The organism is Kitasatospora sp. NPDC059747, assembly GCF_042732955.1.
Lineage (GTDB): Bacteria > Actinomycetota > Actinomycetes > Streptomycetales > Streptomycetaceae > Kitasatospora.
Genome location: NZ_JBHWGV010000005.1, coordinates 110447 through 122574 on the forward strand (window position 1 = coordinate 110447; position 12128 = coordinate 122574).

At 77.6% G+C, this 12128-nt stretch carries 4 protein-coding genes and 1 pseudogene; all 5 read left to right on the top strand.

Going from position 1 to position 12128, the window contains the following annotated elements:
- The first annotated feature begins 82 nt into the window (after positions 1 to 82).
- The gene (locus ACFV4G_RS03965) at positions 83 to 940 is read left to right on the top strand and encodes a DUF4132 domain-containing protein (protein WP_380436165.1); all 858 of its coding nucleotides are present in this window, start codon (positions 83 to 85) and stop codon (positions 938 to 940) included.
- Entirely contained in the window at positions 937 to 6213 is a 5277-nt protein-coding gene (locus ACFV4G_RS03970) for a hypothetical protein (RefSeq protein ID WP_380436167.1), read from the top strand. The genes ACFV4G_RS03965 and ACFV4G_RS03970 overlap by 4 nt, the downstream gene beginning before the upstream one ends.
- Positions 6210 to 7376: an AAA family ATPase gene (locus ACFV4G_RS03975; protein ID WP_380436169.1), complete on the top strand. Its 1167-nt coding sequence runs from the start codon at positions 6210 to 6212 to the stop codon at positions 7374 to 7376. Before ACFV4G_RS03970 ends, ACFV4G_RS03975 begins: the two co-directional genes overlap by 4 nt.
- Positions 7377 to 7380: 4 nt before the next feature.
- Complete coding sequence (locus tag ACFV4G_RS03980) at positions 7381 to 11448, top strand: DUF5682 family protein (RefSeq protein WP_380436171.1); 4068 nt, start codon at positions 7381 to 7383, stop codon at positions 11446 to 11448.
- Positions 11445 to 12128, top strand: a pseudogene (locus tag ACFV4G_RS03985) (hypothetical protein); the annotation flags it as partial. The gene ACFV4G_RS03980 and the pseudogene ACFV4G_RS03985, both read left to right, overlap by 4 nt.

The window sequence follows — 12128 nt, forward strand, 5'->3', positions numbered from 1 at the left end:
GCCGGGACCCTGGGCGTCGCGTTGTCAGTGGGCCTCGCTACGTTCCTCCCATCGCTGACCGACAGGTGGGAGGAGAACGGCTGTGGCATGGGTGGAGACGACTGCGGGCGGGTACCGCGTCGCGCTCGACGGGGACGGTACGGTGCTGTGCCGGAACGCGGCGGGGCGGCAGCTGAAGGCCGTGCCGCCGAAGCTCGGCGACGATCCGGTGGTCACCCAGCTGAGGCAGCTCGCCGAGTGGCTGGGGGCGCACGAGCGGCGCTGCCTGGAGGACGTCGAGCGGTGGATGGTGCGCTCGCTGCCCGTGCCCGCGGCCGTGGTCACCGCGGTGTGGGCGGACGAGGCCTGGCGCGGCGTCCTGCGGGACCTGGTCGTCACCGGGGCCGACGGCGAGGTCGCCGGGTTCCTGCGCGACGCCGACGCCGAGCGCGGGCTCGGGCTGGTCGACCCGGACGGCGACACCGTGCGCCTCGCCGACGGCGAGATCCGGATACCCCACCCCGTCCTCCTCGCGGACCTCGACGACCTGCGCGAGTTCGCCGTCGAACTCGGCGTCTCGCAGCGGGTCCAGCAGCTCTACCGCGAGGTCTGGCACCGGCCGGCGGAGGTGCCGGCGGGCACCGAGGTCACCACATACGCGGGCGGGCGCTACAAGGAGCTGCGCGAGCTCGTCGGGCGCTGCGCCCGGCTCGGCTACCGGGTGCGCGGCGGCAGCGCCGTCGTGCCGGTGGTCGAGGACGGCCGCACGGTCGAGGCCCGGCTGTGGGTCGGCGACTACTACGACTACGACGAGTGCGAGACGGGCCCGCTCAGCTGGGCGGGGCCGGACGGCCGGGCGCTGCCGCTGGCGCAGGTCGGTCCGGTGGCGTGGTCCGAGGGCATGCGGATGGCCGCCGCGCTGTACGCCGGCCGCACGATCGAAGGGGAGGAAGCGGCATGACCGCCACCAGCCTGAACGGCACCACCGCCAACGGCACCACCGCCAACGGCACCACCGCCAACGGCACCACCGCCAACGGCACCGGCCCGGACGGCACCGGCCAGAGCGCCCTGCCGGACGTCGGCCGGCACGAGCGGCTGCTCGACGCCGGCGCCGTCCTCCCGGCCGGCACCGTGCCCGGCGCCGGCCGCTCCGACAGCGCCGCGGACGTGCTGACCGCCCGCACCTACGCCCACCCCGCGCTCGACGGCCGCCGGATCGTCCGGCTGGTGCCCGGCGCGCTCGGCCCCGCCGAGGACCTGGCCGTCGACTTCCTCGGCCTTGCGCCGCAGGCCGAGCCCGCCGAGGTCGGCCAGGTGCGCCAGGAGGCGCTCGGCTTCCCGGCGTGGGCGCTGGTCCACGACCCGGCCAACGGGCACCACGCGCTGGCCCTGGTCAAGGAGCTGGAGCGGCTGGCCCGCCAGGCCAAGTCCAAGCCCGGCGCCGCCAAGGACGGCTTCGACGCGCTCGCCGCGCGCCTGGGCCGCGCCGTGCCGCACTTCCTGCCCACCTTCTGCGAGGAGGTCGGCCGGATCTTCCTCGGGGTCGGCAACCAGACCTACGCCGCGAGCTGGTTCGGCAAGGCCCGCGAGGCCGAGCGCACGCACGGCCTGGGGGTGGACGAGGAGCGGCTGCGCGCCGTCTTCCTGGAGTTCGCCCTGGCCGGCGCGCTCACCGTCAAGTCCCTGCGGCAGTACGTGAAGTCGCTCGGCGCCCGGCTCGACGCGGCGACGGCCTGGCAGCGCTTCCGCCAGCTGTGCACCGAGCGCGCCGCCGCCGGCATGGCCCCCTACGCGGGGGTGGCCGAGGACGCCCGCGCCCTCGTCAAGGCCGCCGGACTGGACCGGGAGGAGCACGAACAGTCCCTGCTCGCCGAGCTGTTGGCGGCACCGGCGGCCAACCGGGCACCCGTCGCGTTCTGGAAGTCCTGGCACGGCGCCCTCGTCGCCCTCGGCAGGCGCGACGAAGCGGTGCGGGTCCGCCTGCTGGAGCTGATGCCCACGGCGGGCGCCAACTCCGGCGTCGCCGAGCACGACGCCGCCTGGCTGGCCGTGCTCGCCGAGACGGGCGCCGAGGGCCTGCTCACCGGTCCGCGCCCCGAGCACACCCCGGGCGCGCAGGGCGCCGAGGACACCGCGCCCGCCGCCTGGCTCCGCCGCTGGACGGACCACATCGGCCGCGGCTGGGGCTCCCGGCCCACCTGCGCCGCCACGGTGGCGCTCGCGGGCCGGATGGCCGAGCGGCTGCGCGCCGACGGCACCCCGGTCGACCTCTTCACCGGGATCCGCCGCAGCACCACCCAACTCGACCTGCTGGAGCGGCTGCTGGCCGACGGCGTGCCCGTCGCCGACCCGCCGGCCGGCCTCGGCCTCGACCTCACCGGCTGGGCCCGCCACAGCGGCTCCACCGGCCCCGACCTGGCCGCCGTCGCCGCCGACCCCCGCTTCCGGGGCGTGCTGCGCGCGGCGACGCCCTCGGCGTGGGAGACGGCCGTGCAGCAGAAGCTGCCCGCGCTGCCGCTGCTGCGCGAGCTGTTCGCCGAGTGGGCGGACGAACGCGCCGCCGAGGTGGCGGCCGCCCGCGGCCTGGCCGGCGCCGCCGACCTCGTGCGCTCGCTCTCGCCGTACCGCTCGGTGCTCCGGTCGATCTCCCCCGCCGCCGCCGAGCGGATCGCGGCCCTCGACGTCGCCGGGCTGCTCGCCCGCGCGCTCGGCGCCGGCATCCTGGACGAACTCGGCTGGCCCGCCCTGGAGGAGGCGCTCGACAAGCTCGCCGACCCGCCCAAGTCCCCCGGCACCACCTCCGATCCCGTCGGCAGCCAGGACGACGACCTGGGGAAGACGCCCGGCGGCCGCACCCTGCAGGGCCTGATCGTCGAGGACGCCTGGCCGCACCTGATCCTCGCCCGCCTGGACCGCGCCGTCGTCGTCGGCCCGCAGGGCATCGTGCTGGAACACACCCTGCGCCTGCCCAAGCTCGAACAATGGAGCCGCCCGCGGCTGCGCTTCGTCGACGGCGAACTCCTCGTCGTCTGGCACGAGAAGGGCAAGCAGCGGGCCTACTGGTCCGGCCGCCCGGCCGAGACCTTCGAACTCGGCGGCGAGACCATCGCCCGGTACTACTACGGCGACCGGCACCCCGAAGCCCCGTCCCTCCCGCTGCCCGGCGGCGGCCGGACCACCGGCGAGCGCCCGCTGCACACGGGCGACACCCGGATGCCCGCCGAGCACCCCGTCCTCGGCGACGGCACCGGCCACTGGACGCTGCGGCACGGCCCGACGGGCCGGGCGCTGCACGAGTTCGACCCGGCGACCGGCACCCTCGGCCGCGCCGCCGAACCGCCCGTGATCGCCGCCTCGGCCGCCGCGGGCACGCTCGACCTCGACCGTACGCGGCTGCTGCCGCTCCAGCCCGGCCTGGAGCACACGCCCTTCGGCACCGACGGCACAGTGCTGGGCAGCTGGGTGCGCGTCGACACCGGGCGCACCGTCACCACCGTCAGCGCCGACGGCCGCACGATCGTCATGCCCCTGAACGGGGCCCACCCGGACATCGTCCCCGTCGGCCGGCTCACCCTGCCGGGCACGGCCGCCGCACCGGGAGAGAGCGCCCCGACGGGCCCGGTCGTCACCAGGTCGATCCGCGACCACCTCGCCCTCGCCCTGCCCGACCTCGGCCCCGACGTCGCCACCGCCGACCACGCCCGCACCGTCGACCTCAGCCCCTGCCGCCCCGGCGACCTCCAGGCCGTCGGCACCGGACTCGTCCCGCCGCTCGACCACTGGCACGCGCTGCGCCCCCGCGACGAGGCCGGCTCGCAGGTGCTGCGCGCCGTCACCCCCGAGCAGGCCGCCGCGCTCATCGACATCGCCTGGCCCGCCGACGTCGAACCGGTGCCCGAGAACGAGCAGCGCTGGCTCACCGTCCAGGGCGTGCGCCGCAAACTCACGCACCGCCGGGGCGCCCGCCGCAGGCTGCCCGTCCGGGCCGTCGGCGCAGCCCTCCCCGGCATCACCGACCCGCGGCTGCTCGCCGGCGTCACCGGACTCGCCCGGATCGCCGCCGAACTCCTCAACGGCGTCGGCCGGTTCGTCGAACAGCCCGAGGCCGAGGTTCGACCCACCGCCGCCACCGCCACCGCCGCCGCACCCCCCGAGTACCGGCCCGACCACGGCCGCGACGCCGAACTCCAGGCCGCCGTCAGCGGCTGGGTGCCCGACGTCGACCGCTACGGCTCCTCGTGGGGCGCCCCCGGCACCTGGAAGGTGCTGAACAACCTGCGCACCGTCACCGCCGTCCTCGCCGACCCGCCCCCGGCCACCGCCGAGGGCTGGAGCAGCCCGGCCTCCGTCGACCTCAAGGGCGGCGACATCCACCACGCGTGGTTGCCCCTGCTCGGCCGACTCCACCTCCTGGTCCAGGCCGCGGCCTCCCCGCTCACCGAGCCCGCCCACCGCTCCACCCTCGTGCTCCTGCTCGGCGAGCTCACCCGGGGCCTGCTCGCCGACCGCGGCGCCACCGTGCGCCAGATCGCCCTCAGCGAGCCCACCGAGCGCACTACCACCGGCCGGCCCACCGCCCACCGCCAGGGCCAGGTGCTGCGCCACGGCGACCGCACCGTCGTCATCCTCGGCCACCGCAACACCCGCGGCGACCACGCGTACTGGCTGGCCGTCGACCACGACCCGAGCGGCGAGTTCGGTCCGGTCGACCACTTCACCACCATCGCGGAGCGCAACACCGAGGAGCGGCTCGACGCCGCCTGGATCGCCACGTTCCTGCGGGTCCTCGCCCTGCACGGGCCCGTCCCCGCCGACCGGGCGCGGGCCACGGCCTTCGGCGAGCTCACCGGCATCGGCACGGCCCGGGCCTCCCTGGTCCTCGCCGCGGCGCCCGCCCTCTTCCAGTGGCACGGCCCGGTGCTGCCCGCCGACCGGCTCCCGGACTTCGGCCTCAAGGCCGCCGAGGCCACCGCCGCCCGTGACTGGCTGCGCCGGCGCGAGCGCACCGGACTCGACGAGGTCTGGGCCGCGCTGCTGCCCGCCGACCCCGAGACCCTCCCGAGCGACGGCCCCGACCTCACCGCCGGAGCCGAGGCCTGGATCCGGCACTTCGGACGGCTCGTCACCCTTCCCGACGACGCCCAGGCCACCGTCACCGGCGTCGACGTCGACCACGTCGAGGCCGTCCTCAACCCCGACCGGACGCCCTGGCTGAGCCGCACCACCACCTTCCGCCTCACCACCACCCCCGACGGGTCGTCGAAGCAGATGGTCGCGGCCGACGCCTCCGCCGTCCCCGGCTTCGGAATGCTGCGCGGGGCCATCGACGCCCTCCGCTGGCTCGTCTACCACCTGCCCGCCGACAGCCCGCTGCGCCCGCTGCTGCCGCGCACCGCCACCGCCCTGCGTGAACGCCTCGCGGACCCGGAGCTCCTGTTCGACTTCAACCTCTTCCAGACCGCCAAGGGCCAGTCGCTGGCCGTGATCCTGCGCTCCCACTACGGCCTGCCCCCCGAGGGCGGCGCCGATCCCGACGGACTGGTTCGCTGCGGCCCCGCCCTCGTCCTCGCCCCCAGCGGCGGCACCATGGAGCGGGTCCTGCTGCGCCCCGCCGGGCTCACCGGCGCCGACGACCAGGTGCTCGAACTGCTGGAGGGACTGGGCGCGGGCTACGGGCTCGCGAGCGAGCTCGCCGCCATCGCGGCCGTCCTCGGCGGCGAACCGGAGAACCTGGCCGCCCCCACGGAGCCGGCCGGCTCCGCCGAGGGCGACGCGCGGTGGCTGCACAACCCGCAGTTCTCCGTCCCCGCCCTCGTCGCCGAGGCGGCCCGCACCCACGGCCTCGGCGAGGACGCCGCCGCGCTCTACCTCCAGCTCCTCGCCCTGCCCGACCCCACCGACCGCAACGCCGCCCGCTGGACGGGCTGGAAGCCCGCCCGGCTCAAGCGCGCCCGCGCCGAACTCGCCGCCACCGGCCTCGTCATGGAGGCCAAGCGGGCCCGCGCCGGACGCACGCTCTTCCTGCCCTGCGGCTGGCAGGAGGCCAAGGCGCCCGCCCTGCCCGCCGAGACCTGGAAGGCCGACTTCTACGAGCTGGCCACCTACCGTCCCGCGCTGCCGCACCAGCCCGTCCCGGAGCTGTTCGCCCGCGCCTGGCAGCGGACCGTCGACGGCGACGCCCCCGGATACGAACAGCTCCAGACCGCGAAGCGCAGGAAGGTCCGCCGATGACCGCCCCCACCACGACCCCTACCGGCACGACCCCGGCCGACGCGCCCGCCCGGCAGATCACGCCGCCCGAGGAGAAGTACGCCGCCGAACTCGAGTTCCTCGCCGCGCACGATTCCGGTCCGCGCCCGCCCGGCTGGCGGCTGACCCCGCGCGCCGTCGTCACCTTCGTCCTCGGCAGCGACGGCGAGAAGCTCAAGGCGGGCCGCAAGGGCCTCGTCATCGAGCGGAAGTTCGTCGGCGAGCGGGCACTGGTCGAGCGCTGCGTCGTCACCCTCGCCGGCGAGCGCGGCCTGCTGCTCGTCGGCGAGCCCGGCACCGCCAAGTCGATGCTCTCCGAACTGCTCGCCGCCGCCGTGTGCGGCACCAGCGCGCTCACCGTCCAGGGCACCGCCGGCACCACCGAGGACCAGCTCAAGTACGGCTGGAACTACGCCCTCCTGCTCGCCAAGGGCCCCAGCCGGGAGGCCCTCGTGCCGTCCCCGGTCCTCACCGCGATGACGGCCGGCGCCGTCGCCCGGGTCGAGGAGGTCACCCGCTGCCTGCCGGAGGTGCAGGACGCCCTGGTCTCGCTGCTCTCCGAACGCCGCGTCGCCGTCCCCGAGCTGGCGGGCACCCCGGACGCCCAGCTGCACGCCGCCCCCGGCTTCACCCTGATCGCCACCGCCAACCTGCGGGACAAGGGCGTCAGCGAGATGTCCGCGGCCCTCAAGCGGCGGTTCAACTTCGAGACGGTGGGCCCGATCGCGAGCCTCGCCGCCGAGGTCGACCTGGTCCGCCGCCAGTCCACCGCCGCCGTCGCCCGCGCGGGCGCGCCGTTCACGGTGGACGACGCCGTCCTCGAAGCGCTGGTCACCGCCTTCCGGGACCTGCGCACCGGCCGCTCCACCGAGGGCTGGGACGTCGAGCGCCCGTCCACGGTGATGAGCACCGCCGAGGCCGTCTCGGTCGCCACCGCCCTCGGCGTCACCGCCGCCTACCTGCCCGACGGCGGCGACCTGCTCGGCCGCCTGCCCGGCCAGCTGATCGGCGTCGTGCGCAAGGACGACCCGGCTGACGCCGCCCGGCTGCTCGGCTACTGGGACGGCCCGGTCCGGCGCCGCGCCGAACAGGGCGCCGCCACCTGGCGCACCCTGTGGGACCTGCGCCCGGCCCTGGAGGCGTGAGGTCATGAGCAGCGCGGTGATGCCCGAAATCCCGACCGGTGCCGCCGGGTTCGACGGCTCCCGGCAGGCCGTCGAGGAGGCGGCGGCCCGCCTGGCCGCCGCCGGCACCGAACGGCCCGGGCCCTACCTGATCGGCGTGCGCCACCACGCGCCGTCCCTCAGCGCGGTCGTCCCCGCGCTGCTCGACGCCGCCCGGCCCGAGGCGGTGCTGGTCGAACTCCCCGCCGAGTTCCAGCCCTGGCTCGGCCACCTGGCGGACGAGGCTACGGAGGCCCCGGTCGCCCTCGCGGCGGCCCCTGCCGACCCTTCCGCCGAGAGCGCGGACGGGCCCGCCTTCTACCCGTTCGCCGACTTCTCCCCGGAGCTCGCCGCCCTGCGCTGGGCCCGGCGCAACGGCGTCGAGGCCATCGCCTGCGACCTGCCGCTCGCCCACCGGGGCGCCGGGCAGCGGTCCGCAGGCGGGCCGGCCGCCGGCCCGTCCGTCACCGACGCCCTGCGCCGGCGGCTCACCGGCCGCGAGGGCGACGAGGACCTCTGGGACCGCCTCGTCGAGACCGCCGCCCCCGGCTCCGCCCCGGAGGCGGTCCGCCGGGCCGCGCTGCTGGTCGGCTGGGCCATGCGCCGCGACGCCGAGACCGGTCCCGGCGTCGACCCGTACGACCTCCGGCGCGAGGCCTGGATGCGCGCCCGGATCGCGGCCGCCTCGGCCGGCGGGCGGCGCGTCGCCGCCGTGATCGGCGCCTTCCACGCACCGGCGCTGCTCGAAGGGCCGCACGCCGACGAAACGCACGCCGACCAGTCGTACGCCGCCTGGCCGCACGCCCACGGGCCCCACGCCGACGACGAACCGCCGGGCGCGGAGGCGCCCGCCCACGTCGTCTCCCTCATCCCCTACACCTACCCGCTCCTGGACGCCCGCTCCGGCTACCCGGCCGGCATCCGCGACCCCGAGTGGCAGCACACCGTCCTCGACGCGGCCGGCGACCCGGACCGCCTCGCCGCCGCCCTCACCACCACCGCCGTCCGCATCACCGAGGCCCTGCGCACCCAGGACCACCCCTCCGGCCCCGCCGACGCCCGCGAGATCGTGCGCCTCACCGGCGACCTCGCCCGCCTTCGCGGCCTCGCCGCCCCCGGCCGCGGCGAACTCGTCGAAGCCGTCCAGACCGTCCTCGCCCAGGGGGAACCCCTCGGCCGCGGCCGGGCCGTCGCCCGCGCCCTCGAACGCGTCCTCGTCGGCAGCCGCACCGGCCGCGCCACCCCCGCAGCACCCCGCAGCGGCCTCGGCCCCGCCGTCGAAGCCCTCACCGGGACGCTCGGCCTGCCCGGCCCCGCCGAACCGGGCCCGCGCGAACTGCGCCTCGACCCGCTGCGCAGCGCCCTCGACCGCCGCCGCGAGACCCTGCTGAACCGCCTCTCCGCCTGCGGCGTCCCCTACGGCGACCGGGTCGACTCGACGGGCCCGGGCGGCACCGAAACCCTCGGCACCCGCTGGCGCCTGCACTGGACCCCGGCCACCGCCGCGATGCTCACCGTCGCCGGCACCCGCGGCGTCACCCCCGCCCAGGCCGCCGAAGGCACCCTGCGCGACCGCCTCCGCCGCGAGCAGCAGGCCGACGGCCCCACCCCGCGCGACGTCATCCAGGGCCTCGCCGACGCCGCGGCCTGCGACCTCCCCGCCCTCACCCGCACCCGCCTCACCCAACTCGCCACCACCCTCCCCGCCGCCGGCACCCTCCCCGACCTCCTCGACGCCCTCACCACCCTGGACCGCCTGTCCGCCGGCCACTTCCCCGTGACCCTGACCCCACCCGCGCCCGAACAGGAGCCGGCAGACGGCGCCGCGCAGGGCACTGCGCCCCCGGTCACCGTCACGGCGCCGGGCGCGCAGTCGGAGCCGGCGGGGGAGTCGGCCCCGGGCGTCGTGTGCGGCGTGCCCGTGCCGGGTGGCGCCCACGTCGGCTCCGGGCCTGCACCGGACACCACGTCCCTGGCCGCCCCCACCCAGGCCCACCCCCGAGCGGCGCTTCCCGACGCCCCCGCCACCGGCCCCGCCACCGATCCCACCGGCGCCCACCCCCGAGCGGCGCTCCCCGGCGCCCCCGCCACCGATCCCACCGCCGGCCCCGACGTCCTTCTGCCGCAGGGCGGTTCTGCGCTGTCGGACCGTCACCCCTTCACGCCGTCCCCCGGAAGTGCCGTCCCCCTGCCGCACGGCACCGCCCCGGAGGCGGTCACCCCCTCCCACCTCCATTCCTCGCCGGCCGCCGTCAGCGACCTCCTGATCGCCGCTGCCGTGCGGCAGTTGGAGGGCCTGAGCGGGTCCGACGATCCTGCGGACGCGCGGGCACTGGTGGAGCTGGCGCGGCGGGCGGATCTCGACGGCGGGGTCCGGCTCGGGTACGTGCTGCGCGAACTCGCCGACGGCGGGAGCCCGTTGGTGCGTGGTGCCGCCGGGGCCGTCCGCGTCCTGCTCGGGCAGGACCCGGCCGCCGAGCTCGGTGGCCGGGCCGCGTCGTGGGTCGACGGCGCGACCGTGCCGGAGGCACGCCATGCCCTCGCCCGGTCACTGGTCGGGCTGTTGTCGGCCGCGGAGGGGCTGTTCGCAGCCGCGCCCGAGGCACTCGAACCCGTCCTGGAACGAGTCGTCTCCCTGCCCGACGAGGCCTTCCTCGACCGTCTGCCCGCTCTGCGCGGAGGCTTCGACACGCTCAGCCCGGCCGCCCGCGACCGGCTGCTGGCGCTGGTCGAGGAGCGCCTCGGCACGCGGCTCGTCGACCTGCCCGACGCCGTGCCGCCCGCCGTCCTGGCGACGTGGGCCAGGGCCGACCTCGCCGCCCGCGGCGTGCTCGGCGAACTCGGACTGCTCCCGGCACCGCCCACCGCACCCGCCCGCACCCCGGAGCCCCTGCCCGCCCTCCCCGAGACCGGCCACGGCCTCGCCCCCGCCGAGACCGGCCACGGCCTCGCCCCCGCCGAGCGCTGGCGTCTGCTCCTCGGTCGCCCCGGCGGCTCCGGCCGGGGCGCCCGCGCCGCCCGACTCGCCACCGCCCTCGACGAGTTGTACGGCTCCGGCCGGGGCGAGGGCTCCGGCCCCGGCCTGGACGGCCGGGGCCGCCGGGGCGGCCGCGAGGCCCCCTACCCGGGGGTCCGCGAGTGGGCCGAGGAGCTGTCGGCGCTGTTCGGGCCCGGGATCCGCGAGGAGGTCCTGGCAGCGGCCGTCGCCCAGGGCCGTACGGACGCCCTGGAGGCGATCGACCCGGGCGCCGCCCGCCCGTCCGTCGAGCTGCTGCGCACCGTCCTGGAGCACGCGGGCGGTCTGCCGGAGGCGCGGGTGGCCGGGCTGCGCCCGCTGGTGCGGCGCCTGGTGGAGGAGCTCACCCGCGAGCTGGCGACCCGGCTGCGCCCGGCGCTGACCGGCATCAGCCTGCCGCGCCCGAGCCGTCGCCCGGGCGGCGGGCTGGACCTCGACCGCACGATCCGCGCGAACCTCGCCACCGCCCGCCCCGCCCCGGACGGCGGCACCGTGATCGTGCCGGAGCGCCCGGTGTTCCGGACGCGGGCGCGGAAGTCGGCGGACTGGCGGCTGATCCTCGTGGTGGACGTCTCCGGCTCGATGGAGGCGTCGACGGTCTGGGCGGCGCTCACCGCCTCGATCCTGGCCGGGGTGCCGTCGCTGAGCACGCACTTCGTGGCCTTCTCCACCGAGATCGTCGACCTGACCGAGCGGGTGGAGGACCCACTGGGCCTGCTGCTGGAGGTGCGGATCGGCGGCGGCACGGACATCGCGTCCGGCCTGCGCTACGCGCGGCAGCTGGTGACGGTGCCGTCGCGCACGCTGGTCGCCGTGATCAGCGACTTCGAGGAGGGCGGCCCGGTCGGCGCGCTGCTCGCGCAGACCCGGGCGCTGGTGGACTCGGGCGTGCACGTGCTCGGCTGCGCGGCGCTCGACGACACGGGCACGGCCCGGTATTCGACCGCGGTCGCGGGCCGATTGGTCGCGGCCGGCATGCCGGTGGCGGCACTGAGCCCGCTGGAACTGGCCCGCTGGGTGGGGGAGAAGGTGCGATGACGGCAGGGTCGATCGGTTGGCCGCGGGTGCGGCCCGAGGTGGTCGCCGAGGTGGTGGCGGGGCTGAGCGCCCGGTTGCAGAAGCGGCTGGACGGCGCGGCGGCGAAGCTGGCGGAGCGTCCGGTGACGAGCTCCGGCGACGAGTGGCGGGTGGAGGTGGACGAGGAGACGGTGCTCGTCCTGCACGCCCCGGGCGGGGTGCTCGCCGACCCGTCCGGCGTGCACTGCGGCTGCCTGCTCGCCCCGGCGTGCGTGCACCGGGCGGCGGCGGTCACGCTGTGCCCGCTGGCCGACGCCACGGACGATCCCGAGCAGTCCGGGCCGTCCGGGCCGTCCGGGCCGTCCGAACCCGCCTCACCCACCGAACCCGCTGATCCCGCCGCTCCCACCGAACAGGCGGCGGACGACGACGTCCTCACCCCCGCCGAGCAGAGCGCCGCCCGCCACCTCCACCACGCCGCGGCCGCCGTCCTGGCGGCGGGCGTGAGCGGGGCGGGAGCCGTCGCCCAGGCGGAGCTGCTGCGGGCGGCCCACGGTGCCCGCGCGGCGGGGCTGTACCGCCCGGCCGCGGTGGCGGTCACCGTGGGGGCGGCGGTTCGGCGCGGCCCCGCCCGGCCGGCGCGCCCCCCCCCCCCCGCCCCCCGCGCCGGTCAGCGGGCGGCGGGGCCCCCCCCCCCCCCC

Excerpts from the sequence above, each read along its gene's own strand:
- ACFV4G_RS03980 (WP_380436171.1), top strand. The coding sequence starts at position 7,381 with ATGAGCAGCGCGGTGATGCCCGAAATCCCGACCGGTGCCGCCGGGTTC.
- ACFV4G_RS03975 (WP_380436169.1), top strand. The coding sequence starts at position 6,210 with ATGACCGCCCCCACCACGACCCCTACCGGCACGACCCCGGCCGACGCG.
- ACFV4G_RS03970 (WP_380436167.1), top strand. The coding sequence starts at position 937 with ATGACCGCCACCAGCCTGAACGGCACCACCGCCAACGGCACCACCGCC.